The 22,058-nt window shown below is 58.3% G+C and carries 25 protein-coding genes; 11 read left to right on the top strand and 14 right to left on the bottom strand.

Annotation, left to right across the window (positions count from 1 at the left end; all coding sequences use genetic code 11):
• Positions 1–99 precede the first annotated feature (99 nt).
• The gene (locus tag J2Y39_RS12465) at positions 100–585 is read right to left on the bottom strand and encodes an N-acetyltransferase (RefSeq protein WP_150637515.1); all 486 of its coding nucleotides are present in this window, start codon (positions 583–585) and stop codon (positions 100–102) included.
• Between the two features lie 142 nt (positions 586–727).
• Here J2Y39_RS12465 and J2Y39_RS12460 point away from each other — a divergent pair, with 142 nt between their 5' ends.
• Genes J2Y39_RS12460 through J2Y39_RS12450 form a run of 3 tightly spaced genes read left to right on the top strand, consistent with a single transcriptional unit; the run spans position 728 to position 2,766 of the window.
• Positions 728–1,153 (top strand): nuclear transport factor 2 family protein, encoded by a 426-nt coding sequence (locus tag J2Y39_RS12460; RefSeq protein ID WP_041479207.1) that lies wholly within the window; start codon positions 728–730, stop codon positions 1,151–1,153.
• 40 nt (positions 1,154–1,193) lie between these two features.
• Entirely contained in the window at positions 1,194–1,538 is a 345-nt protein-coding gene (locus tag J2Y39_RS12455) for a YciI family protein (RefSeq protein ID WP_095181502.1), read from the top strand.
• Positions 1,531–2,766: an RNA polymerase sigma factor gene (locus J2Y39_RS12450; RefSeq protein WP_310217884.1), complete on the top strand. Its 1,236-nt coding sequence runs from the start codon at positions 1,531–1,533 to the stop codon at positions 2,764–2,766. Before J2Y39_RS12455 ends, J2Y39_RS12450 begins: the two co-directional genes overlap by 8 nt.
• Positions 2,767–2,990: 224 nt before the next feature.
• Here the strand turns inward: J2Y39_RS12450 and J2Y39_RS12445 are convergent, their stop codons facing one another.
• A complete protein-coding gene (locus tag J2Y39_RS12445) occupies positions 2,991–3,845 on the bottom strand; it encodes a LysR family transcriptional regulator (protein WP_310217881.1) in 855 nt (284 codons plus the stop codon).
• Between the two features lie 89 nt (positions 3,846–3,934).
• Here J2Y39_RS12445 and J2Y39_RS12440 point away from each other — a divergent pair, with 89 nt between their 5' ends.
• On the top strand, positions 3,935–4,372 hold the full coding sequence (locus tag J2Y39_RS12440; RefSeq protein WP_310217878.1) for a multidrug/biocide efflux PACE transporter: 438 nt from the start codon (positions 3,935–3,937) through the stop codon (positions 4,370–4,372).
• Between the two features lie 61 nt (positions 4,373–4,433).
• Here the strand turns inward: J2Y39_RS12440 and J2Y39_RS12435 are convergent, their stop codons facing one another.
• Complete coding sequence (locus tag J2Y39_RS12435) at positions 4,434–5,192, bottom strand: SDR family NAD(P)-dependent oxidoreductase (RefSeq protein ID WP_056788016.1); 759 nt, start codon at positions 5,190–5,192, stop codon at positions 4,434–4,436.
• Between the two features lie 121 nt (positions 5,193–5,313).
• Here J2Y39_RS12435 and J2Y39_RS12430 point away from each other — a divergent pair, with 121 nt between their 5' ends.
• Positions 5,314–6,210: a LysR family transcriptional regulator gene (locus tag J2Y39_RS12430; RefSeq protein ID WP_310217875.1), complete on the top strand. Its 897-nt coding sequence runs from the start codon at positions 5,314–5,316 to the stop codon at positions 6,208–6,210.
• A gap of 140 nt (positions 6,211–6,350) precedes the next feature.
• Here J2Y39_RS12430 and J2Y39_RS12425 read toward each other — a convergent pair whose 3' ends face one another.
• Entirely contained in the window at positions 6,351–7,373 is a 1,023-nt protein-coding gene (locus tag J2Y39_RS12425; RefSeq protein WP_039758494.1) for a transporter, read from the bottom strand.
• 275 nt (positions 7,374–7,648) lie between these two features.
• On the opposite strand from J2Y39_RS12425, the gene J2Y39_RS12420 reads away from it, so the two are divergent.
• On the top strand, positions 7,649–9,271 hold the full coding sequence (locus J2Y39_RS12420) for a methyl-accepting chemotaxis protein (protein WP_252868131.1): 1,623 nt from the start codon (positions 7,649–7,651) through the stop codon (positions 9,269–9,271).
• Between the two features lie 324 nt (positions 9,272–9,595).
• Here J2Y39_RS12420 and J2Y39_RS12415 read toward each other — a convergent pair whose 3' ends face one another.
• Both J2Y39_RS12415 and J2Y39_RS12410 read right to left on the bottom strand, forming a co-directional pair.
• Entirely contained in the window at positions 9,596–9,901 is a 306-nt protein-coding gene (locus tag J2Y39_RS12415; protein ID WP_016773566.1) for a PepSY domain-containing protein, read from the bottom strand.
• 156 nt (positions 9,902–10,057) lie between these two features.
• Positions 10,058–11,185 (bottom strand): glycerophosphodiester phosphodiesterase, encoded by a 1,128-nt coding sequence (locus J2Y39_RS12410; RefSeq protein ID WP_041479218.1) that lies wholly within the window; start codon positions 11,183–11,185, stop codon positions 10,058–10,060.
• Between the two features lie 219 nt (positions 11,186–11,404).
• Between J2Y39_RS12410 and J2Y39_RS12405 the strand changes: the two genes are divergently transcribed.
• Positions 11,405–11,731 carry a DUF2025 family protein gene (locus J2Y39_RS12405; RefSeq protein ID WP_056788026.1) on the top strand — a complete coding sequence of 109 codons (327 nt, stop codon included), beginning with the start codon at positions 11,405–11,407 and terminating at the stop codon, positions 11,729–11,731.
• A 94-nt stretch (positions 11,732–11,825) separates the two neighbouring features.
• Here the strand turns inward: J2Y39_RS12405 and J2Y39_RS12400 are convergent, their stop codons facing one another.
• The 3 genes from J2Y39_RS12400 to J2Y39_RS12390 all read right to left on the bottom strand — a co-directional run bounded on the left by J2Y39_RS12400 (position 11,826) and on the right by J2Y39_RS12390 (position 14,622).
• Complete coding sequence (locus J2Y39_RS12400) at positions 11,826–12,347, bottom strand: DUF1003 domain-containing protein (RefSeq protein WP_041479221.1); 522 nt, start codon at positions 12,345–12,347, stop codon at positions 11,826–11,828.
• Positions 12,348–12,461: 114 nt separating this feature from the next.
• Positions 12,462–13,781, bottom strand: a complete 1,320-nt coding sequence (locus tag J2Y39_RS12395; RefSeq protein WP_310217862.1) for a PAS domain-containing methyl-accepting chemotaxis protein — start codon at positions 13,779–13,781, stop codon at positions 12,462–12,464.
• Positions 13,782–14,013: 232 nt separating this feature from the next.
• Positions 14,014–14,622, bottom strand: coding sequence for a TetR/AcrR family transcriptional regulator (locus J2Y39_RS12390; RefSeq protein WP_310217859.1), 609 nt, complete (start codon positions 14,620–14,622; stop codon positions 14,014–14,016).
• Between the two features lie 210 nt (positions 14,623–14,832).
• Here J2Y39_RS12390 and J2Y39_RS12385 point away from each other — a divergent pair, with 210 nt between their 5' ends.
• Positions 14,833–15,888: an MBL fold metallo-hydrolase gene (locus tag J2Y39_RS12385; protein WP_310217856.1), complete on the top strand. Its 1,056-nt coding sequence runs from the start codon at positions 14,833–14,835 to the stop codon at positions 15,886–15,888.
• 36 nt (positions 15,889–15,924) lie between these two features.
• Here the strand turns inward: J2Y39_RS12385 and J2Y39_RS12380 are convergent, their stop codons facing one another.
• Together J2Y39_RS12380 and J2Y39_RS12375 are read right to left on the bottom strand one after the other, a co-directional pair.
• Positions 15,925–16,242: a hypothetical protein gene (locus tag J2Y39_RS12380; RefSeq protein ID WP_056788034.1), complete on the bottom strand. Its 318-nt coding sequence runs from the start codon at positions 16,240–16,242 to the stop codon at positions 15,925–15,927.
• Positions 16,243–16,335: 93 nt separating this feature from the next.
• The gene (locus J2Y39_RS12375; protein ID WP_310217851.1) at positions 16,336–17,103 is read right to left on the bottom strand and encodes a helix-turn-helix transcriptional regulator; all 768 of its coding nucleotides are present in this window, start codon (positions 17,101–17,103) and stop codon (positions 16,336–16,338) included.
• 112 nt (positions 17,104–17,215) lie between these two features.
• Here J2Y39_RS12375 and J2Y39_RS12370 point away from each other — a divergent pair, with 112 nt between their 5' ends.
• Together J2Y39_RS12370 and J2Y39_RS12365 are read left to right on the top strand one after the other, a co-directional pair.
• On the top strand, positions 17,216–18,031 hold the full coding sequence (locus J2Y39_RS12370) for a sulfite exporter TauE/SafE family protein (protein ID WP_310217848.1): 816 nt from the start codon (positions 17,216–17,218) through the stop codon (positions 18,029–18,031).
• A 77-nt stretch (positions 18,032–18,108) separates the two neighbouring features.
• Positions 18,109–18,798 carry a DUF6933 domain-containing protein gene (locus tag J2Y39_RS12365; protein WP_310217847.1) on the top strand — a complete coding sequence of 230 codons (690 nt, stop codon included), beginning with the start codon at positions 18,109–18,111 and terminating at the stop codon, positions 18,796–18,798.
• A gap of 3 nt (positions 18,799–18,801) precedes the next feature.
• Here J2Y39_RS12365 and J2Y39_RS12360 read toward each other — a convergent pair whose 3' ends face one another.
• The gene (locus J2Y39_RS12360; protein WP_310217844.1) at positions 18,802–19,788 is read right to left on the bottom strand and encodes a hypothetical protein; all 987 of its coding nucleotides are present in this window, start codon (positions 19,786–19,788) and stop codon (positions 18,802–18,804) included.
• Positions 19,789–20,048: 260 nt separating this feature from the next.
• Between J2Y39_RS12360 and J2Y39_RS12355 the strand changes: the two genes are divergently transcribed.
• Positions 20,049–20,861, top strand: a complete 813-nt coding sequence (locus J2Y39_RS12355; RefSeq protein WP_310217841.1) for an HNH endonuclease — start codon at positions 20,049–20,051, stop codon at positions 20,859–20,861.
• On the opposite strand, the gene J2Y39_RS12350 is transcribed toward J2Y39_RS12355, so the two are convergent.
• Both J2Y39_RS12350 and J2Y39_RS12345 read right to left on the bottom strand, forming a co-directional pair.
• Complete coding sequence (locus J2Y39_RS12350) at positions 20,827–21,387, bottom strand: Bro-N domain-containing protein (RefSeq protein WP_310217839.1); 561 nt, start codon at positions 21,385–21,387, stop codon at positions 20,827–20,829. The genes J2Y39_RS12355 and J2Y39_RS12350 overlap by 35 nt on opposite strands.
• Before the next feature lie 309 nt (positions 21,388–21,696).
• On the bottom strand, positions 21,697–21,987 hold the full coding sequence (locus tag J2Y39_RS12345) for a hypothetical protein (protein WP_082530304.1): 291 nt from the start codon (positions 21,985–21,987) through the stop codon (positions 21,697–21,699).
• Between the last annotated feature and the right edge of the window lie 71 nt (positions 21,988–22,058).

Raw genomic sequence — 22,058 nt, 5'->3', positions numbered from 1 at the left:
GTGGTAATGCAGCCGGGGACGCTCCGCGTCCCAAAACCGTGACGCAGAACGTCACAAAGAGGCGTTCCCACGCGGAGCGTGGGAACGATCAGGGGATACTCAGAAGAACAGCCCCATCCGCCGCTCGTAACCGATCCGGCCCTTGTAAGCCTCGCCGCTGTCGACATAGCCATGCTTGGCGTACAGCGCAATCGCCGCCTCGTTATCAGCGTCCACCGACAATTCCAGTCCTTTGATTTCCGGCCATGCTTCACGGGCGACAGCGGGCAGCGCTTGCAGGCAAGCCTTGCCGTAACCCTTGCCCTGCGCTCGGCGATCGACCTGCAGCGCATGCAACGTGGCGCTGTGTTCGTCGGCCCAGTCGGGCAACACCGGCGGGCGCTTGAGCAGCAGAAACGCTACCGGTACGTCGTCCGCCAGCAGGGCAAAACCCTTTACGCCGGGGCCGGGTTTCGAAAGCAGGGTGTGCAAGGCACCGTGGATGTCGCCGGAGAATTTGATCTGCTCGGGGTGGATTTCAATGGCCTCGACTTGCTGACGCTGTAAAGGGCTGAGGCTGTCGTAAGGCACGAGTTGGGCTGACACGGGAATTTCCTTTTTCCTACAAAGAGTGAGCCTCGGATTCTAGCGAGATTGTCGTCGGCGAAATTTTTTTGTTTGCCCTGTCGATCCGCGCATTGGGCAAACGACTAAGGGTGTCTTCACAACAAAAACCACGGAGAACACCATGAGCGCACAGACTGATATCCAGACTCTGATCAACACCTATCGCGAAGCGGTAATGGCCAAGGACGTCGAGAAAGTCATGGCCCTGTACGCCGACGACATCGTCTCGTTCGATGCGATCAAGGCCCTGCAATTCAAAGGCAAAGCGGCCTACCGCGCGCACTGGGTCGAGTGCATGGAAATGTGCCCCGGCCCGCACATCTTCGAGTTCCACGAAATCGCCATCGAAAGTGCCGACAACATCGCTTTCGCCCATTGGGTAGCCAACTGCGGCGGCACCAATGACAAAGGCGAAACCCAGAGTTGCTGGATGCGTGTCACCGCCTGTTACCGGCAAATCGGCGGGGCGTGGAAGATTGCCCACGAGCACTGGTCGGCACCGTTCGATCCGATGAGCGGCGCGACGCTGTTCGATGTGCAGCCCTGATCTTCAGCCATAGTTGATCCGTTCGAATCAGGAGATCGCCATGAAATACCTATGCCTGGTCTACAGCGATGAACGCCTGCTGCACACCTCGCCCGACAGCCCGGAGGACGCCGAATGCTGGGCCTACGCCGAGTCGATTCAGGGCAGCGGGCGGATGATCGCCGCCGAAGCGCTGGAGTCGGTGCAGACTGCGACTACCGTGAGAATGCGCAACGGCAAGTTGTCGATCACCGATGGGCCTTTCGCTGAAACCAAGGAGCAACTGGCCGGTTTCTACCTGATCGATGCCAAGGATCTCAACGAAGCGATCCAGGTCGCCGGCAATATTCCGGCAGCGCGGGTCGGCAGCGTTGAAGTGCGTCCGGTGCGGCAGTTGAATGTCTGACGTCAGGGCGCGGGTCGAGCAGGTCTACCGTGAGGATTCGCGGCGGATTCTGGCCACGCTGATCCGCCTGCTCGGTGATTTCGACCTCGCCGAAGAAGCCTTGCACGAGGCGTTCTTCGTCGCGGTCGAGCGCTGGCAGCGCGACGGCGTGCCGGACAACCCGCGTACCTGGCTGGTCTCGACCGGACGTTTCAAAGCCATCGATGTGCTGCGCCGGCGCGCCCGGTTCAAGGCGTCGCAACCGTTGCTGCTGGCACAACTCGATGAGCTGGAACAGGCTGACTGGAGTGGCGAAGACGTGGAAGACGATCGCTTGCGGCTGATCTTCACCTGCTGCCACCCGGCACTGGCGGCGGATGCGCAGGTGCCGCTGACCTTGCGCGAAGTCTGCGACCTCACCACCGAGGAAATCGCCCGTGCTTTTCTCTCGGCGCCGGCGGCGATTGCCCAGCGCATCGTCCGCGCCAAAGCCAAGATCCGCGACGCGAAAATCCCTTATCAAGTACCCACGCTGAACGAATTGCCCGAGCGCCTCGACAGCGTGTTGCGGGTGATTTATCTGGTGTTCAACGAGGGTTATTCGGCATCGGTCGGCACTGAGCTGACCCGCGAGGACCTGACGCGCGAAGCGATTCGCCTCGGGCGCCTGTTGATGGAGTTGCTGCCTGAGCCGGAAGTCATGGGGCTGCTGGCGCTGATGCTGCTGCACGAATCACGTCGACCGGCACGAACCTCGCCGAGCGGTGAACTGGTATTGCTCGACGATCAGGATCGCTCGTTGTGGGATGCCGGGTTGATGGCTGAAGGCTGCGCGCTGGTCGAGCGCGCGCTGAGTACGCGTCGCTTCGGGCCATATTGCCTGCAAGCGGCGATTGCAGCGGTGCATGCGGAAGCGCCGTCAGCGGCGCAAACGGACTGGCAGCAGATTGTCGGTCTGTACGACGTGTTGCTGCGCGCGGTGCCGTCGCCGGTGATCGAGCTGAACCGCGCGGTGGCGGTGGCCAAGCGGGATGGGGCGTTGGCCGGGTTGTTGTTGGTTGAAGGGATTTTGGCGCGTGGGGAGTTGCAGGATTACCACTTGGCGCATTCGGCTCGGGCGGAGTTTTGCCGGCAGTTGGGCCGAGTGGAGGAGGCGCGGGCAGCGTATCAGCGGGCGCTGGAGCTGACGCGGCAGGAGCCGGAGCGGCGGTTTATTCGAGGACGGATCATGGCGCTGGAAATGCTCTGACCTTGGCGCTCTGGCGATTGTGGGCAGTCTGTGGATTGCCCTCACCCTAACCCTCTCCCAAAGGGAGAGGGGACTGATCGGGGGATATTGGAGGGATTCACCGACTTGAACGAATTGTCTTGAATCCATAATCGATAAGGTTTTTCAGGTCGATGCATAACGCCAGACACTTCGGTCGGCCCCCTCTCCCTCCGGGAGAGGGCTGGGGTGAGGGGCTTTTGATCTTATTCGAGCATCTTGCTGAGCAACCAACTCCCCGCCGGCCCCGGCGGATACAAGCGCGACCACAAGGCATCGACAAACACCGGTTTCGGCCAGCCGCGCACGTCCAGCTCTATCAGCAAGTCATTGGCATAGCGCTGCACCAGCCACCTCGGCAACGGTGCCCAGCCAAAGTCTTTTTCCGCCATTTCCAGCAGCATCAGATAACTCGGCGCCGACCACACCCGGCCTTTGCCACGGCTGTCGTAGGGATTGACGATGGTCGCCAGCCGCAATTCGCGATGTTGCTCGAGAATCTGCTGATCGACATGCTCAAGCTTCGCCAACGCATGCTCGCGGCTGACGAACAGGGCAATCTCCGTGCGCTCGGCCACAGTGGAGGTCACCAGATCCGGCGGGTAGCTGTCCTGCATTTCCGCGAAGGCCAAATGCGCCCGGCCGCGCTGGACCAGTTCGATCAGGTCTTCGCATTCGGCAATCAGGCATTCCAGCTCAAGCTCCGGATAACGCTGCTCGAAACCCACCAGTGCCGCCTCGAAACGATACGACTGATAAGTGTCGGAAATCGCCACGGTCAGCTTCGGCTCGACGCCCTGCGCCAATTGCCGTGCGCTCATCTCTAGGCGGCTGGTGGCGGCCAGAATCGCCTCGGCTTTTTGCAGCATCACGTGGCCGGCAGGGGTGAGCGTGGGCTTGCGGCTGCTGCGGTCGAACAGCTGCAGATCCAGATCGATCTCCAGGCTTGCCACTGCCGCGCTGATGGTCGACTGACTGCGCCCCAACTTGCGCGCCGCCGCTGAGAACGAGCCTTGCGTCGCCGCTTGGACAAACGCCAACAGCACTTCTTGCGAAGCCATGAACTATCGCCTTGGTCGATGGTTATTGGTTATGAAGTATCGGTATTCAGTTGGATCATGGCAACCATCGTCAAACAAGGAGTCAGGCCATGACTGCCCACAAGTCCATTACCGAACGTGTTTTCCAGGCGGTTGGTTTCGAGTTTCTCGCGATCCTGATCTGCACGCCGCTGCTCGCATGGATCATGCAAAAACCGCTGCTCGACATGGGCGCGGTGACCGTGTTGATCGCGCTGTTGGCGCTGGCGTGGAATGTGGTGTTCAACCGTTTTTTCGACCGTGCTCTGGCGCGGATGAGTCTGGCGCACAACGCCTGGGTCCGTGTAGTGCATGCGCTGTTGTTCGAAGGTGGACTGATCGTGATGGGCGTGCCGCTGATAGCCTGGTGGCTGTCGGTCAGCCTGTGGCAGGCGTTGTTGCTCGACATTGGCGTGCTGCTGTTCTTCCTGCCGTACACCTACGTCTACCACTGGGGTTATGACGTACTGCGCGAGCGCTTCATGGCCCGCCACACATGTGAAAGCTGAGGTAAACCTGTGGTGAGGGGATAAATTCCCTCACCACAAAGGTGAGTCATCGTGCACAAAGTCAGAGAAACATGCCGCCGGATGCCTCGACCCGCTGACCATTGATCCACTGTCCACCCTCCGACAGCAGCAGCGCCAGTGCACCGCCAATATCATCCGGCAGCCCGACCCGACCCAGCGCGGTATTGCTGGCGACCATCGCGTTGACCGCGCTGTTATCGCGCACCGTGCCGCCGCCAAAATCGGTTTCAATCGCGCCCGGCGCCAGAACGTTCACGCCAATCTGCCGCGCACCCAACTCTTTCGCCTGATAACGCGTCAGCACTTCCATCGCACCTTTCATCGCCGCATAGGCGCCGTACCCCGGCAGGCTGAAGCGGGTCAGGCCGCTGGAAATATTGACGATGCGCCCACCGTCGTTGATCAGCGGCAACAGCTGCTGAGTCAGGAAGAACGGTCCTTTCAACTGCACGTTCATCAGCAGATCGAACTGCTCCGGGGTGGTTTCGCTGAACAGCGCATGCACGCCGACCCCGGCGTTGTTGATCAGGAAATCAAAGCGCTGGCGCTGAAAAGTCTGTTCCAGTGCTCGTTCAACCTGCTCGGCAAACGCAGCGAAGTTTTCGCTGTGGCCGACGTCCAGTTGCAGCATCGCCGCTTTCGCGCCGAGTGCCTGCAATTCAATGACCAGCGCCTGGGCCTCGTCGGCGCGGCTGTTGTAGGTGCCGATGATGTCGAAGCCTTGCGCGGCGAGGTGCAGGGCGGCGCTGCGGCCCAGGCCACGACTGGCGCCAGTGATCAGTGCGATTTTGCGGTTCATGCTGACTTCCTCGATTGCGTTGAGTGGGGATGGAAGAAGTTTATTTATCCGCCCTGAGGTGATAAACACGGCAAAAGCGGAATCACTGATCGGCTCAGCCGAACAATCACCGAGGCTCGCCATGAACAAACTGGAACTGCTGCGCACCTTCGTCCGGGTCAGCGAACTGTCGAGTTTCACTCTCGCCGGTGAAAGCCTCGGCCTGCCGCGCTCCACGGTGTCCGAACAGGTGCAGGCGCTCGAAGCCTTGCTCGGCACGCGGCTGTTGCAGCGAACCACGCGCAAAGTGCAGGCCACCCAGGACGGCATGGTGTTGTATGAGCGCAGCAAGGATCTGCTCTCGCACATGGATGAAATCGAGGGGCTGTTTCGTCAGGACGAGGCGTCGCTGACCGGACGCATCCGCGTCGATATGCCGAACATCCTCGCGCGGCGCTTGATCATGCCGCGCCTGCCGGAATTCATGGATCGCCACCCGAATCTGCAGATGGAAATCAGCAGCACCGACCGCCGTGTCGATCTGCTGAGCGAGGGTTTCGACTGCGTGTTACGCATCGGCGCGCAGCCGGATCAGTCGGTGGTCGCCCGGCATCTTGGCGACTTCCCGATGGTCAATTGCGCCAGCCCGGCTTACCTGCAACGTTACGGCGTGCCGCAAACGATCGAGGATCTGGCGCGGCATCGACTGGTGCATTACGTCGGCGTACTGGGCTCGCGTTCGGAAGGGTTTGTCTATGAGGAGGGTGGCGAAGTGCGGCGCGTGGCGATGGCCGGCAGTGTCACGGTCAACAGCACCGACGCCTATGAAGCGGCGTGCCTGGGCGGCTTCGGGCTGACCCAGGTGCCACGTACCGGCATGCAGCCGCATCTGGAAAATGGCGAACTGGTGACAGTGCTCGCGCAATACACCGCACCGCCGATGGCGATTTCCTTGCTGTACGCACGGCAACGGCATTTGCCGCTGCGGGTGCGGGTGTTTATGGATTGGCTCGGCGATGTCGTTCGTTCAACGCTCTGACTTCTCACCTTGGCCAGAACTGTGGGAGCGAGCCTGCTCGCGAAAGCGCCATGTCATTCAACATTGATTTATCTGACACACCGACTTCGCGAGCAGGCTCGCTCCCACAGGGAGGGCTGTGTTGTGTGTGGGATTTGCGCTCAATAATCCCCGCGCTTGCGAAACGCCCAGCGCCCGGCAATCACGGTGAACGTCGCCACCAACGCGACCAGCACCCAAAATCCGTGCGGGTCCTGGGACAGCGGCACACCGCCGACATTCATGCCGAAAAAACCGGCAATGATGTTGATCGGCAAGGCCAGCACTGTCACCACGGTCAGGGTGAACAGCGTGCGGTTGCTTTGTTCGTTGAGGTTGGCGGCGATCTCTTCCTGCAGCAATTTGATCCGCTCGCCGAGGGCGGTGAGGTCGTTGATGATCAGCGCAAACTCCTCGGTGGATTTGCGCAACTCCTTGACGTCCTCCTTCTGCAACCATGGCGGCGGACGGTTGAGCAGGCGCAGCAACGACCCCGGTTCCAACGCCAGCAGCCGTTGCAGTCGCACCAGCACGCGACGGTTGGCGCCAAGTTCGGCGCGGTTGGTCGACAGGCGTGAAGACAGCAATTCGTCTTCGACCTGATCGACACTCAGGCTGGTCTTGCGCACGATCTGCGTCAGCACCTCACCTTGATCGCGCAGCAGATGCACGAGCAATTCCGAGGGCGAGCGAAAGCACTCGCCGGCCTTTACCGACGAGCGCAATTTATCTACCGAATGCAGCGGTTGCAGGCGCGCGCTGACGATCAGTTTGCTGCGCACGCAGACCCACAGCGTCGACACGTCGGAGGAGACCATGCTGCTGAGGTTGAACACCACATCGTTGACCACCGCCAGCAGCGCCGAATCGACATGCTCGATGCGTGTCGAACGCGAACCTTCGTGCAACGCCTCGAAAAATTCCTCGGGCAATTGCAGATGACTTTTCATCCAGCGCTCGCACGCGGCGTGGGCCAGGTTCAGGTGCAGCCAGAGGAATTCGCCACTGTCGCTGTCGTCCTGCAAACAGCGCAAAGCCGTCGCCGAATCGATCTCGCGACCGCGCTCCCCGGGCAGAAAACGAAAGCCGTAGAGCAAGCCAAACAGGTCCGGGTCGCGATGGCTGATATCGAGGCTGTGGTTCATGGCGGCTCGCTGCGAGGAGGGTGTCTGGCGCAGGATTTTCAGGTTCACCGGAGCGGCATCATCGCAAGCTCACATGACCGTTTTGTGACAGCAAAGTGACTGCAAATCAAAGCGTTACCGGCTGTCGGAAGTTTCTCAAGGAAGGCTCTGGCATGCCGATCACAGGTGAGTTAGGTTGCGCGCCATTGGCCTTGGTCATGGTACGTCGACAGGGAAGTCCGGCCATTTTTCACGTCCGTTCGGGCGTGCCTCATCCCTGCTTCGAGTACCTTGCAATGCTGCAAAAATCCCTGAGAGCGCAAATTCTCGCCCTGTTGAGCGGCAGTCTGCTGGCGATGCTGTTGATCGCTCTGGCCTGCTTTCATTTCCTCTCCAACGGCGTGCAAAGCTACAGCCAGTTGATCGCCGGCCCGTTGCACACTTCGCAACTGATCGATGAAGCCAACCTGCAATTCAAGGTGCAGGTGCAAGAGTGGAAAAACGTTCTGCTGCGCGGCAAGCAACCAGCGGATCTGGCGAAATACTGGAGCCAGTTCGAAGAGCGTCAGCGCGACGTGCAGAACATTCTCGGCGAACTGGCCGGCCAGAAAGGCATCGAGGCCAATCTCAAATCCCGCATCGAACGCTTGCGCGACGAGCATCGCCAGTTGGGTACTGCCTACCAGAAAGGCCGCGATGCCTACGTGGCTGCCGGTGGTGATCCGAGCGCCGGCGACGCAGCTGTCAAAGGCGTCGACCGCGCCACCAGCGAGCAGATGAGTGCATTGGTTGCCGAACTGCGCGAGCAGGGCACCGCGCAGTCGGCATTGATCAGTGCCAGCGCTGAGCGCACCGTGTGGCTGGGGCTGTTGGTGATGCTCGCGTCAGGCTTGTTGATCGGTCTGCTGAGCCTGTGGCTGGTCAGCCGCAACCTGATCGAACCGATCCGCAACCTCATCGATTACGTCACCCGCTTGAGCCGTGGCCAGTTGGCTGAACGTGTTGTCAGCGAGCGTCGCGATGAACTGGGCAACCTCGCCGCCGCAGCGAACACTCTGCGCGATTTTCTGGCGGACACCTTCACTCGCTTGCAACGCAGCGCCGGTGATCTGGACAGCGCCAGCGGCGAGTTGAACGCCATTGCCACGACCATGGCCGGCGGCACCAGCGAGCAATTCAACCGCACGGATCAAGTGGCCACGGCGATGAATGAAATGTCCGCCACGGCCCAGGAAGTCGCCCGTCACGCCGCCGATGCCGCACGTGCTGCCGACGATGCCGATCAGTCGGCGCAGCAGGGTGAAAAGGTCATGCAAACCACCATTCACTCGATCACGCAGATGCGCGGCGAGATCGCCAACACTGCCACGGTGATCCGTCGACTGGAAGCCGACAGCGGTCGTATCGGCAAGGTGCTGGAAGTGATTCGTGGCATCGCCGAACAGACCAATCTGCTGGCGCTCAACGCCGCCATCGAAGCGGCGCGGGCGGGTGAGGCCGGCCGTGGTTTTGCCGTCGTCGCCGACGAGGTGCGCAACCTCGCTCAGCGCACGGCGGAGTCGATCATCGAGATCAACCAGATCATTCAGAACGTGCAGACCGGCGCTGTCGATGCCGCGCAGGCTATCGAGAGCGGCCAGGCGCGCAGTGATGAAAGTGTCGAGCAAGTCACCCAGGCCGGCGCGATGCTGGAGCGCATCACCTTGGCAGTGGAGGCGATTCGCGACATGAACCGTCAGATCGCCACAGCGGCAGAAGAGCAGACGTCGGTGGCCGAGGATATCTCGCGCAACCTGACTGAAATCACCGCGATTGCCAGCACCAACCTGGACAACGTGCAGCGCACCGAAAGTGCCAGTCAGAATTTGCATGGGTTGTCGGGGCAGTTGAATGAGGTGACGGCGCGGCTCAGTGCCTGATTTTGGCTGGCGGTTTGTCAGCCCCTCACCCTAACCCTCTCCCAGAGGGAGAGGGGACTGACCGTGTTGATTGTTCGAGATTCGCCGACCTGAAATGCCGAGGCGTACTCAGGCTGGTAGTCGTTTGTGATGGCTTTTTAATTTTGAGGCGAACTCAGGCTCCGAAATTTCCCCGATCTGCTCCCTTTCCCCCTCGCCCCCTTGGGGGAGAGGGCTGGGGTGAGGGGGATCGAGTTCACAGAACACACAAAGTTTGCGCCTCAATCCGCAACCACAAAAAAGCCGCACGATCGTTAAATCGTGCGGCTCTTTAACAGCGGTCTATCAAGTGTCTTGCTTGTCGCTCAGCACTTTACCGGTGGTGGCATCAAAGTCCACGTCGAACTCTTTGCCGTCAGCAGTTTTAAGTTCAACTTCATACTCATAACCATTGAAGTGGTTATCCAGGTCGGTGTCGGTAATCGTTGCGCCCGGGTGCAGTTTCAGTGCTTCGGCGTTCATCGATTCCAGCGACTTGATCTTGCCGTCCTTGACCAGTTGCGGGATCTGGTCGATGCGAACATCAGCCTGAGCCAGGCCAGCGGTGAGGGTCAGGGCAGCGGCGGTAAACAGGGCAGTCAAAGTTTTCATCGGTTCATTCCTTGGCAGTGCGTTGAAGTGGTTGATCTGTGTAAGTGGGTTCAGATTAACCAGCGCAACTTAATTCACCCTTAAATCTCTGCTCCGCGATAAAACTGCTCTTTGCGGGAGCGAGCCTGATCGTGAAGCAGGCGACTCGATTACAAATCAGAAACCGTTCTTCTTCAAAACATCGTCAATGCTGCCAGCCGCCGGACGCTTATAAAACTTCAACAGTTCACTGGCGCGGTTGGTAAAGATGCCGTCGACACCCGCGGCCATGACTTTCTCGTAGTCCACCGGCTCGTCGACCGTATAAACATGCACCAGCATGCCCTGATCATGGGTGTACTGATTCATCCATGGCTGCACCAGGTCGGAGTAACTCTGGTCACCACCATGGGTCAGCTTCGCCGAAGGGCCGGTGCCGATCGCGCCCTGGGCCTTGGCGTAATCGACCCATTGCTTGAATTCCGCTTCTGACTTCGGTTCCTGCTTGCCGTAGAAAACGTTTTTGTCTTTCTCGCCGGACGCGGCAAACGTCACCGCAGATTTAGGCTCGATGCTGCCTTCGCCGACCCACAACAGCAGGATCTTCGGCACTTGCGGCATTTCCTTTTCCAGCAATTGCAGGCTGTTCTTATCGAAGGTCTGCAGGATCACCTTGCCTTTGCCCTGACCGACGCCCAGCGCACTTTTCGCCAGTTTCGAACCGGCCGGACTGAGCCAGCCGCGATCCTGCAGTTTTTCCTTCAGGTCATGTTCTATGCCGGGAAACAGCTGCGGCTCTTTGGTTTCGATGTACAGGCCCGGCTTGTGCTGCGGGTTGGCGCGGGCGATGTCGATGATTTCATCGAGGGTAAGAATTTTCAGCCCGGCGTAGGACGGGCGTGCGCGGTCAGGGTATTTGGTGTTGAACCAGCTGCCGGCATCGAGGGTTTTCAGTTCGGCCATGGTGAACGCGGTGGCCGGGCTGTCCTTGCGCTCGGGGAATTTGCTGGCGACGTCGGTGGTGCGTTGCAGGTTGTCGTCGTGCAGGGCGAAGAGCACGCCGTCCTTGCTGCGCTGCAAATCCATTTCCAGATAATCGGCGCCGAGGTCACGGGCCAGTTTGTAGGCCGCAGCGGTGGATTCCGGGGCATCGAACGACGCGCCACGGTGGGCAATCACCGCCGGATGCGGAATGCCATGGGCGGCAGCGATTGCCTTGGGCTCGGGGTGGCTGGCGGCATGCGCCTGACCGAGGCCGAACAACAGACTCAGCACCAGAGCGCTTCGGGTAAAAGTGGCAGGCATGGTCGAGTTCCTTTCGCAGGTTTTTTTCGAGACGTACCTTTTAACAATTGACGCGCCGCAGGGCTATCGCCAGACCGACATAAAGCGAGCAAAACGGAAATTTCCTGCACTTTTGTGGCGCTGTTTGCAGTACGCTTGCCCACGGCAGACGCCCCGGCAGAGGGCGCACCGCTGCGTTGCCCTGCGTGTAAACCATCATCATCTTTCGTGAGGTTTACCATGCGCATCACCTCCCAACTCATCTGCCAGGCCGCCGACGACCTCAAAGGCTTCGTTGGCCTCAACCGCAAGACCGGCCAATACATCGTGCGCTTCAGCGAAGATTCGTTCGGCATGGACGTGGCCGACGACGGCATCATCCCGGCCAGTGAATTCGTCTGGGCGAGGGCGTCGGAAACCACCATGACGCTCAAGCGCGAGTTGATTCAGTTGCTGCTCGATCAACACATCGACGACCGCATCAACATCACCGAACCCTTACGGGTTTACATGAGCAAGGTTGAAGTGCCGGAGATTGTTGCGGTGCGGAGTCTGGTGCGCGGTTGAAGTTTTGCTGTGTGGTTGCGGGCCTCTTCGCGAGCAGGGATTTCGTGAACGCCACAGATCCAATGTGGGAGCGAGCCTGCTCGCGAAGGCGACCTTAGTTCTGGCACACGTGAGCGTGCAACTCGCTGGTCAGTCCTTCGATGCGCTCGGTGAGGGTTTTCGTCATTTCGGTAAGGCGGGTGTTTTGTTCCAGCAATGCCAGCAATTGCGCGGAATTCTTCGCCGCCTCTGCCTGACGTTCGGTATTGGCCAATGCCAGAGCTTCGCGGTGCTGCGCATCGGCGTCGGCCTGCGCTTTGTCGCGCGCGGCCTGACGGGTTTGAGCAAGCAGGATCAATGGCGCGGCGTAGGCCGCCTGCAGGCTGAAGGCCAGGTTCAGCAGGATGAACGGGTAGACGTCGAATTGAGTCACGCCCCATACGTTGAGGCCGATCCATACCGCAACGATCAAGGTTTGCGCTCCAAGGAACAGCGGCGTGCCGAAGAACCGCGCAAAGGCTTCGGCGCGCAGGGCGAAGGCATCGTTGCCGAAGGTCGTATTCAGGTGGGCGTGGGGGCGGTGGAAGCGCAGGTGATCGATCGGGGCGTTGGATACTTCGGGTTTTTCGTTATTCATGGGGCACTCGGCGGGGCTTGGGACGTGTCGTCACTATAGCTCTGCGTTGTGGCGGCCGACCTTCGCGGGCTGCCCACGAAGGTCGCGACTCGTTCTATCGACCCTGCACAAACCTCAATTTGGCACCCGCTCATTGGCAAACATGCTCACCGCATCCACCGCCTCACTGGCTCCGTCGCGAATCTGCAGAATCACCGTGCCGGCCTGATTGGCCAATTCCACGCCTTCTGCGGCGCGGTCACGGGTGCCTTGCATGCTCTTGATCGCCTGCCGTGTTTCACTCTGGATCAGACTGATCATGTTCGAGATCTCGGCAGTAGAGCCGCTGGTGCGCGCTGCCAGTTGCCGCACTTCATCGGCGACCACGGCAAAGCCGCGACCCTGTTCACCGGCGCGTGCCGCCTCGATGGCCGCGTTGAGGGCGAGCAGATTAGTCTGATCGGCGATCGCGCGGATGGTGTTGACGATGGCGGTGATCTGCTCGGAGCGGTCGCCCAGTTGCGCGATCAGCGTTGAGGACTGGCTGATGTCCTCGGCGATTTCGCGCATTTCGCTGGCAGCCTGTTGAATCACTTGCGTACCTTGCTCGGCGACTTTTCGCGTTGCTACCGAGATGTGGTAAGCGGTGCTGGCACTGCGCGCGTCCTGCTCGTGCTGCTCGACACGAGCGGTGACGTCAGACGCGAACTTCACGACTTTGTATAAGCGCCCCGAAGCGTCGTACACCGGGTTGTAATTGGCCTCCAGCCAGACGATCTGACCGCGCTTATCCACGCGCTCGAACTGTCCGTGGAAGAACTCGCCCTGATTCAGGCGCCGCCAGAAATCCTGATAGGCGCCGCTGTTGACCAGCGCCGGGGTGCAGAACAAGCGGTGATGCTGACCCTTGAGCTCTGCGAGGCTGTAACCCATGCGCGTGAGAAAATTCTGGTTGGCGGTAAGAATATTGCCGTCGAGATCGAATTCGATCACCGCCATCGCGCGATCAATCGCCTGCAGCTTGGCGTTGGCCTCGTTCTCCTGCTGCACCTTGGCGGTGACATCCATCGCGTACTTGACCACTTTGATCACCCGTCCCGACGCATCCTTGATCGGGTTGTAACTGGCCTCCAGCCAGATCGGCTGGCCCTTGCTGTCGACCCGTTCAAAGGTGCCGGACTGGAACTGACCGTTTTTCAGGCGCGACCACAGCTCAGTGTATTGGGCACTGCGCCCGAACTCCGGTGTGCAGAAATGCCGGTGCGGCTGGCCAATCGCCTGGGCAGCCGTGTAACCCATGGTCTTGAGGAAATTGTCATTGGCACGCAACACCACGCCATCAAGATCGAACTCGATCACCGCCATCGAACGGTCGATCGCTTCGAGCATTGCAGCTTGGTCAAAAACGGCGTGTTGCAGTTCAGCGAGGGCGGCTTTCTGGCGATTGAAAAACATGCTTGCGGTACTCGGGAAGTGGGGGAAATCTAAAGGATTCAGTCCCTATTCCTGCGCCGGCAAACCGAAATGCACAGGCGGCATTCGGTGGTGACTGCTCAATGCCAACGTTCCGTTACTGGCAGATGGCTACTTATACAAAACTTAATAAAGTTGTACAAGAAAGGAATTTTTCGCGAGGTTGTATAACTTTTTGCGAAATTAGTTGTACGCGGCTCGACGAGCCGGTGATTCACCGCTGATACAGTGCCAGGAACATCTCCAGCGCCGACTCGGCAACTGCATTCTGCGCGTCTGGATCAAGGGCCGCGCGACCCAGCGAGATCTGCGGCCAGAACGCGAATGCCTTGAGCAAACCTTGCACTTGATGCGCGGCAAATTCCGGATCCACCGCTTTGAGCCGACCGTCGGCTTGCGCCGCGCGTATCCAGACGGTCAAGCCTTCCTCGCGCTCGCCCATGCGCTCGATCATGTTCTGTGCACGTTCGGGGGAATGAATGGTTGCGGCAATCGCTACCCGGGCGAGGGTGAGAAAATTCTCGTCAGCCATCATCTGCACTTTTTCTCGCAGCATCAGGCGCAGCTGCTCATGCAGTGGTTGCTCGCGGTTGTAGCTCACCGATGGCTCGGCAATGATCCGCGCCCACAACTGATTCAGGATCTCGGCGAACAGCTCTTCCTTGCTGGGAAAGTGGTTGTACACCGTACGCTTCGACACGCCGGCCGTAGCGGCGATCTTGTCCATGCTGGTGATTTCGAAACCGTGGGCACGGAATTCGGCGATCGCCGCCTGGATGATGGCTTCGCGTTTACGGTCAGTGAGGCGTTGTGGAGCGGTCATGAGCGGGCTTCGGCAGAGAGGAATGAAATTACACTCGGCAGTTTACTTGGCGTCGGCTTTGATGCAACCTAGAAACTACACCGCTCAGTGTAATGTTGCGTTAATCCTCGCACCTTACAAACCAGAGCGTTTGGCCCTTGCGTGCAGCTTGGCCATTTTCATTTCCCATGGAATACCGTGCAGCACACGGTTTTTCGGAGTCGTTCAGTCATGGCCAATCCAGTCTCTCTCCCGGATAACACTCCCACGCCTGAAGCCTCGCGCCAGGATCAAGGGCTGTTTCGCAATCATGCGCCGGTGCAGCGCGAAGGGCTACGCAAAATGCTGCGGATCATGTGGAGCATGATTTTCCACAAACCGCGCAACACCCGTCCGACCGCCGCCATTCCTGTGCAGCCGCTGACCCGTGAAGATCTGCTCGCAGCGCCCAATCACAGCGTTTACCGCTTGGGGCACTCGACGCTGTTGCTTAAGATGCGCGACAAATTCTGGATCACCGACCCGGTCTTCGCCGAGCGCGCCTCGCCGGTGCAATGGGCGGGTCCGAAACGTTTTCATCAGCCACCGATCAGCATCGACGAACTGCCACCGATCGAAGCGGTGATCCTCTCGCACAACCATTACGACCATCTCGACTACGAAGCGGTACTCAAACTCGCCGCCAAAACCACTTACTTCCTGACTCCGCTGGGCGTGGGCGACACCCTGATCAAATGGGGCATCGACGCCAGCAAGGTGCGCCAGTACGACTGGTGGCAGGGCACCGAAATCGCCGGTGTCCGCTTCATCGCAACCCCATCGCAGCACTTCTCCGGCCGTGGCCTGTTCGACGGTAACAGCACGCTGTGGGCGTCCTGGGTGATGATCGACGCCGACACACGAATCTTCTTCAGCGGCGACAGCGGTTACTTCGATGGCTTCAAACGCATCGGCGAACAATACGGCCCGTTCGACCTGACCCTGATGGAAACCGGCGCCTACAACGTCGAATGGCCCCACGTGCACATGCAACCGGAAGAAACCCTGCAAGCCCACATCGACCTCAAGGGCCGCTGGCTCTTCCCGATCCACAACGGCACCTTCGACCTGGCCATGCACGCCTGGCACGAACCCTTCGACCGCATCCTTGCGCTTGCATGGGAACGCAGTATCGCGATTACCACACCGCGAATGGGGGAGGCGTTCAACATTGCGCATCCACAACGGGGGAGTGCGTGGTGGATGGCGGTGGAGGAGGAGAGTGATGCAGTGGTACAGAACGCGTGATTTGTTCAGTTGGTGAGGGGCATCCCCCTCGCCAGCTTAGTCAGCCATCGCAAAATCCCCACGCCCGACCGATTCCCCTGCCATACCCTGTGCCCTGACACTGCGCCCCGGTGCGAACCCCGGGAAGAACACCAACCCCTGCGCTTCAAACCGATAAGCCAGTGCCAGTCTCGCGGCGTCCGCCACGTCCTGCTGCGCTTCGAACCGCTGGATATCTGCCACCGCCACTTCGGCCTCGCGCGACAGTTGTTCAACGCTCCAGCCCAGCATGGCGCGGGCCTGGACGCAGTGGGTCGGGGTGAACTGGAAAAGGGCAATGCGTTCGAGGACGTGGTTCATCGCAAGAGAGGCCATGGTGTGCTCCGGGCTCAAAAGTGCTGATTGAAAATGTACTGTGTTTTTGTACAGTTGTTTTCGGCCGGGATCAAACGCATTTTTCAAATTTGCCTAGTTCGTCGGCTCCAACCAGACGGACGGTGCCTGTCCCAGCACACGCCGAAACATCGTCGAAAACGCCGCCGGGCTCTCGTAGCCGAAGTCCAGAGCAATCCGCGTCACCGCTTCCCCCGCCGCCAACCGTGCCAACGCCTGCACGACGCACGCCTGCTGGCGCCACTGACGAAAGCTGAGCCCGGTCTGCTGCCGAAACAATCTGTTAAAGGTACGCAAGCTTATGTGTAACTGGTCGGCCCAATCCTGCGGCGATTGATGGGTATTGGGCATGTTCAGAAAGGTCTGACACAGACTGAGGAGCTTTCCTCCGGCGGGCATGGGAATGTGTAGGGCAAGGGGCGCGCTGCGTGCCAGTTCATGCAACAGCAAGTTGATCAGCACACCGTCGCGTCCGGCCTGGTCGTACATCAGTGGCACGTCCACCGCTTCCATCAGTAGATGCCGCAGCAGCGGCGACACGTTGAGCACTTGGCAGTCCGGCCCAAATTCCACGTTTCCCGGCTCGATATACACGCTGCGCGTGCTCACCCCGAGCATCAATACCTCATGGGCCACGCCCGGCGGAATCCACACCGCGCGCTGCGGCGGCACCACCCAGTTACCGTTCCGGGTGCTGACCTGCATCACGCCCGTGGCGCCGTAGAGCAATTGCCCACGGCGATGCGTATGAAACGGGAGTAGGTGGCCGTGGGAATAATCGGTACCGATGGCCACGACCGGGCGAGGCGTGTCATCGAGCTGATTGATCGAAATATTGCGCATCGGGCGTGTTCCAGCGATTGGCGTAAACGCGAACATTATTGGCCCAACTACTGAAGCCGGCCAGTGCATCACGCTCTAATGTCCTGGGCTCCCCCGATCCTGGACGCCCACCATGTTCTACCTCCTGCTTACGCTGTTCGGTTGCCTCGCCGGCATCAGCGCCGTGCTCTTCGGTTTCGGCGGCGGCTTCGTCATCGTGCCGCTGCTCTATCGCATGCTCACCGCCAGCCACGCAGCTGACGACCCAATTGCACAATCGGCCATGCATATCGCCGTGGCCACCTCGACCTGCGTGATGATCGTCAACGCCCTGATCGCCACACGCAAACACCAACGCGCCCGCAATCTGCTCCGGGACTACCTCTGGCCATTGGGCGGGTTTATCGGCGTAGGCGCGGTCGTCGGCGCCATCGCTGCGATGTGGGTCAGCGGTCAAGTGATCCGCTACGCCTTCATCGCCTACCTAGGCGTGACCATCGTCGATTGCCTGCTGCGCCGCGGATTTCTCACCCAGTCCCAAACCACATTCCCACGGCGACTGACCTCAACAGAAACATCCGCCGGCGGCGTAGGCATCGGCGCCATCGCGACGTTTCTCGGTGTAGGAGGAAGCGTCATGACCGTGCCGCTGCTACGCCGTTGCGGGCTGAGCATGTCGCAAGCGACCTCCATGGCCAACCCGCTCAGCTTGCCGGTAGCGCTGGCCGGCACACTGACGTACATGGCGCTGGCCGGGTTCACTGAGTCTGATCTGGGCGTTTGGTATATCGGGTATGTCGATGTGCTGGCGTTTGCGCTGCTGACGGTTGGTTCGTTGCTGGGGATCAGATTGGCTGCGCGGTGGATTGGGCGGATACCGGATCGGCTGCATGCCTGGATCTATATTGGTTTGCTCATCGTGGTGCTGCTGAGCATGTCGCTCAAATGAATCGTTGATTGACGCAGGTGAAAGAAATCAGAATCGGCGGCAGAGCGTTGCCCTCCAGTCTTCAGCAGAGAACCAGGATGTTGATCTTCAATTGCACCGAAGCCGCCAGTAAGTTCTTCAGCCGTGTTCATAAAGGCCAAACGATCACGCCGGTGGACACCAAACCGCCGTCATCAGTTATTGAGGATGATGAGCTGAACGGCGCGGACGAACAGTGGTTGGTTCATGCGATCACTGTGCAGCGCAAACATGTGTTGTTGGTCCTGCACATCAAAACCCGCTATTGCGTGATCCTGGCCGATGCCAAAAAGGCCGACGCCGGAGGGTTTGTAGCGTGGTTTAACGAGCGTTGGCGCGAAGGTCTGATCCGCGATGCAATCAATCATGACCTCATGCAATGGGTTGATGCGGGGACAATGACCGATCGTCTCGAGCTGAGTCGCGAGTATCGTTTTTATCGCCGTGGCCATCGCAGCGCACAAAAGCACATCGAACAAATCGCCTGGTTTTTCGAGGATTGCGCGGCAGAGTGGGGCTGTTTGCCCCAAGGCGAACGTGCAGCTATCGGTTTCGATGCGCGGATGAATTCGCAAATTCGAAACACCAAGGACCGAAAAGATTACTTTCGCCCTGATGAAGAAATGCTCGCTCATTGGCTGCGCCAGTATTGCGGAGTGGAAGATCTGGGCGTTCAGGCTGCACTTGAGCGACGCAGGGAGGCGGAGCGGGAGATTCGAGCGTTTGAAGAAGGGACACGCATCAACTGAGCGTCACTCCAACCCCGGCGCTTCACGAATAATGAAGTGATCCAGGTTCTCGATATTGGCATTGAAGACCTCGAAAGGTTTTTCGGGGTTCTTCTTGCCGGGCACCTGCTTCAACTCCGGCGTCACCCCATAGAAGAAACAGAACAACGCCTTGTCGCTATCCGCCGCGTGCTTGATCTCCTCCAGAAAGGCCTTGCGCTTGCGGTAGTTGTCGATCAGCTTCTTGTTCAGATAAACGCTGACCGGATACGGCTTCTTCTTACTGTCCTCGGGCTTCTTGAACCAGACCTTGTCCTCGAAGTCGATCCGAAAACTGGCACTGTGGAAGTCCTCGATCTTCTTGATCCGCCCCCAGTAAATCAGCCCTTTGTTGTCCGTCAGATACTCGATCTTCTTGAAGAACGAACTGTACGGCGCCGAATGCTCGCCGACCTTCAACGGCATGCGCTTGAGCAACTCCTTGTCGGCGAAGTTGGAAACAAAACACTCCACCGGATGCGCAAACACACTGGTCTTATCCGGCGCCGACTCACGACTCGCCGACTCTTTACCACTGCCCACCGCCACCCGCACCGGATCATCGCGCAACACATCCGCCGCCCCCGCTGGCGCGACAGGCTTGCGCACATACTCACGCCGGGTCAGCAACAACTCTGACGGGAAGTGTTCCTCACGCCCGTCATCCACCTCGCCATCCGCCGTCTCAACGCCAGAAGCCGACGCCTTCAAACTCACATACGGACAACCCGCCACATGCTGCGTGGTGGGCAGATTCTTGAAGTGCGGCGTGCGCACGTAATTCACATTCTTGGCGTTGAACGTACCCAACTCATTGGAAGCCTCGAACGCCGAACGACAAGCATCGCTGGGGCACTGGAAGTGTTCCTTCGCCGAGTCAAACGCCACCGTCTCATCGAAATTGAGATCGCGAACGTCATAGATCGACAACTTGTCGTCGAGGCTGAGGCAGTAGGCGAGATCGAATTTCATGGTGGGGCTCGGATCCTTGAGTGGGGGAGGGGTATTAATAGCGGGAGGTGCGTGGTAGTGCACCTACTAATTCTTTTTTTGCTGCAGTGAAGTGGGCATTTTCTAGGCTTCGCTAAAGCATTCTAGAGAGAGATGTGGAACACATGTCTCACCGAACGGCTGAAGCGTTGGCTTGAGTCAGTCGTGAGAGTCTTCCGTAAGTCGTGTAGGACTTTTCTCTGGATTTGGTAATCTCTAGCCTCTGATAAGAGGATGAGTGGATGCCAGCCGTAATTGCCGAGAATGATTTGTCAAAATGGGCCGATCAAACTGGGGTCCTCTACCACTTCCCGAAGCGGTACAAGGAAATCCTTATCCAGGGAACAGAGGTTATTTACTACAAAGGGAAACTGAAAAATAAGGCTTTCTCGGCGTTACGTCTGAGTTCTGCGCCTCACTATTTTGGCTTAGCCCGCATAGGAAGGGTGTATGCAGACAGGAACAGTAAGCGAGGAGACCTGTTTGCTTCTATTGAGGATTTTCGTCAGTTTGAGTCGGCAATCCCGATAAAGCTTGAGGGGGAGTACCTTGAGCAAATTCCCTCAAATCTAAAGAACAATTACTGGCGTAACGGTGTTCGGTCCATTGACCAAACTGTGTTCGACCGGATCTCATCCAATGCTTTGCTGGCGCCATCGCAGGCAGATGACTTCAGCCAGGTTGACGGTACGGAGGATTTTGAAACTGTAATCGTTGGTACTGAAGGTAAAAAATCCACTTATTACGGTGTGAGATACGAGCGCTGTCCCAAGCTTAGACGTCAGGCTATCGCTATTCATGGCCTTCTATGTAAAGCATGTGATTTTGACTTTGAGAAAGCCTATGGGGCGCACGCGAAGGGCTTTATTCATGTACATCACGTGAAGCCCATTTCAGAATTTGAAGAGGAACAAGTTGTCGATCCACTGACTGACCTTATTCCTCTCTGTGCAAATTGCCACGCAATTGTTCATAGAAAACCTCAGCAATTACTGAGTGTTGAGCAATTGAAAGGGCTTCTCAACGGTCGCTGGGTTTTCGATGATTTGACCTAAATGAATGCGTAGATAACTGCAACGTATTTACGACCCGCCGCCACCAAGGATTAGCTTCGATCGTTCGTCGTCGTGGCTGATCATTTAATAGGTGCGGCATATCCCGCAGCCGAATCCAGCCCTCATCCTGCCAATGCAGCAAACTCAACGACATCTCCGGCCAATCCAACAAGCTCAACATTGGCCGATTTGAATCTCCCGAATCCGCAGCGTCACGCAAGGTCGGCACGACCTCGTTGGTGAGCCATTCACGCAATAACCGATTTCCCGGAACGTAGTGATAGACCAACAGCGCATAAACCCCAGACTCACTGAGCATCAGATGCTGTTCAGGTTCTCGAAAGTACTCAATCCACATAACGCGGCGCTGGTCGCTATCTAGCTTGTTGACCACCCGATCATTCAGATGGAAACCCATCAAGCGGCCGACATCGCGGGCGGAGAACCATGGCTGGTTCTCTAATAGAAGGGCATGCAGAAAAAGATTGTGGCGAGAGAAAACAGTTACCGAGCATGGATCCGACATATCTATGACCTCTACGTTATGGATTTTGGGCGGGCCTGACCCCAACGTAGAGCGGACTTAAGAAATCCCAACGAGCAGAGCAGTTGTGTCACCGGCGAATTACGCGTCTGTGTCACTGACCAAGCTTTCTACGTTGGGCGTTTCTTAGGCACCTGCGCTAGAGCTTAGTAGTGCTCGTATTAGGCTTCAATGGGAAGCGGCTGTAAGTGCTGTAGGAGATTTAGAGCGCTGATGTAGGGATGTAATTATTTTCAGGAACTTTAAAAGCCCTGATCAGATCAGGGCTTTTTTCTTTTACTTATTGAAACGTCAGAGCTCCGCGAAAATGTGAGTCATGTGGCTATCCCCCCGACGATAACCTGGTCGAGGAGTATGGAACGTAGCGCCAGATGTTTTCAGGTCTGATATTTTATTGAGCTCGCACAGATCCCATTCGTGGCCTGGAGTTACATGGCCGCCATGGGTTTGAAAGCAACGGATTACTTCTTTTCCAGTGCGAGAAAGACCAACGGCATGTGGTTCAACTACCCGTGGAATACCGCTGTATGTGAACGTTAAAACTTGATAGTTGCTGATTGCATCAATAATTGTCTGCTTCATAGGAATTACTCTGTACGTGATTATAGAACGGGACAGTTGCCTGTCCCGCACGGTTAGGCTTTCACAAAAAA

The organism is Pseudomonas sp. 2957 (assembly GCF_031456345.1).
Taxonomy (GTDB): Bacteria; Pseudomonadota; Gammaproteobacteria; order Pseudomonadales; family Pseudomonadaceae; genus Aquipseudomonas; species Aquipseudomonas siliginis.
The sequence above is the reverse complement of the archived record's forward strand: the minus strand, read 5'-3'. Positions and strand labels throughout refer to the sequence as shown.

Coding starts and splice junctions, on each gene's coding strand:
- J2Y39_RS12410 (WP_041479218.1), bottom strand. CDS start 11,185: ATGCCTGCCACTTTTACCCGAAGCGCTCTGGTGCTGAGTCTGTTGTTC.
- J2Y39_RS12445 (WP_310217881.1), bottom strand. CDS start 3,845: ATGGCTTCGCAAGAAGTGCTGTTGGCGTTTGTCCAAGCGGCGACGCAA.
- J2Y39_RS12365 (WP_310217847.1), top strand. CDS start 18,109: ATGTTGATCTTCAATTGCACCGAAGCCGCCAGTAAGTTCTTCAGCCGT.
- J2Y39_RS12430 (WP_310217875.1), top strand. CDS start 5,314: ATGAACAAACTGGAACTGCTGCGCACCTTCGTCCGGGTCAGCGAACTG.
- J2Y39_RS12450 (WP_310217884.1), top strand. CDS start 1,531: ATGTCTGACGTCAGGGCGCGGGTCGAGCAGGTCTACCGTGAGGATTCG.
- J2Y39_RS12375 (WP_310217851.1), bottom strand. CDS start 17,103: ATGCGCAATATTTCGATCAATCAGCTCGATGACACGCCTCGCCCGGTC.
- J2Y39_RS12395 (WP_310217862.1), bottom strand. CDS start 13,781: ATGTTTTTCAATCGCCAGAAAGCCGCCCTCGCTGAACTGCAACACGCC.
- J2Y39_RS12355 (WP_310217841.1), top strand. CDS start 20,049: ATGCCAGCCGTAATTGCCGAGAATGATTTGTCAAAATGGGCCGATCAA.
- J2Y39_RS12390 (WP_310217859.1), bottom strand. CDS start 14,622: ATGACCGCTCCACAACGCCTCACTGACCGTAAACGCGAAGCCATCATC.
- J2Y39_RS12435 (WP_056788016.1), bottom strand. CDS start 5,192: ATGAACCGCAAAATCGCACTGATCACTGGCGCCAGTCGTGGCCTGGGC.
- J2Y39_RS12350 (WP_310217839.1), bottom strand. CDS start 21,387: ATGTCGGATCCATGCTCGGTAACTGTTTTCTCTCGCCACAATCTTTTT.
- J2Y39_RS12400 (WP_041479221.1), bottom strand. CDS start 12,347: ATGAATAACGAAAAACCCGAAGTATCCAACGCCCCGATCGATCACCTG.
- J2Y39_RS12460 (WP_041479207.1), top strand. CDS start 728: ATGAGCGCACAGACTGATATCCAGACTCTGATCAACACCTATCGCGAA.
- J2Y39_RS12415 (WP_016773566.1), bottom strand. CDS start 9,901: ATGAAAACTTTGACTGCCCTGTTTACCGCCGCTGCCCTGACCCTCACC.
- J2Y39_RS12380 (WP_056788034.1), bottom strand. CDS start 16,242: ATGGCCTCTCTTGCGATGAACCACGTCCTCGAACGCATTGCCCTTTTC.
- J2Y39_RS12420 (WP_252868131.1), top strand. CDS start 7,649: ATGCTGCAAAAATCCCTGAGAGCGCAAATTCTCGCCCTGTTGAGCGGC.
- J2Y39_RS12425 (WP_039758494.1), bottom strand. CDS start 7,373: ATGAACCACAGCCTCGATATCAGCCATCGCGACCCGGACCTGTTTGGC.
- J2Y39_RS12360 (WP_310217844.1), bottom strand. CDS start 19,788: ATGAAATTCGATCTCGCCTACTGCCTCAGCCTCGACGACAAGTTGTCG.
- J2Y39_RS12440 (WP_310217878.1), top strand. CDS start 3,935: ATGACTGCCCACAAGTCCATTACCGAACGTGTTTTCCAGGCGGTTGGT.
- J2Y39_RS12370 (WP_310217848.1), top strand. CDS start 17,216: ATGTTCTACCTCCTGCTTACGCTGTTCGGTTGCCTCGCCGGCATCAGC.
- J2Y39_RS12385 (WP_310217856.1), top strand. CDS start 14,833: ATGGCCAATCCAGTCTCTCTCCCGGATAACACTCCCACGCCTGAAGCC.
- J2Y39_RS12405 (WP_056788026.1), top strand. CDS start 11,405: ATGCGCATCACCTCCCAACTCATCTGCCAGGCCGCCGACGACCTCAAA.
- J2Y39_RS12455 (WP_095181502.1), top strand. CDS start 1,194: ATGAAATACCTATGCCTGGTCTACAGCGATGAACGCCTGCTGCACACC.
- J2Y39_RS12345 (WP_082530304.1), bottom strand. CDS start 21,987: ATGAAGCAGACAATTATTGATGCAATCAGCAACTATCAAGTTTTAACG.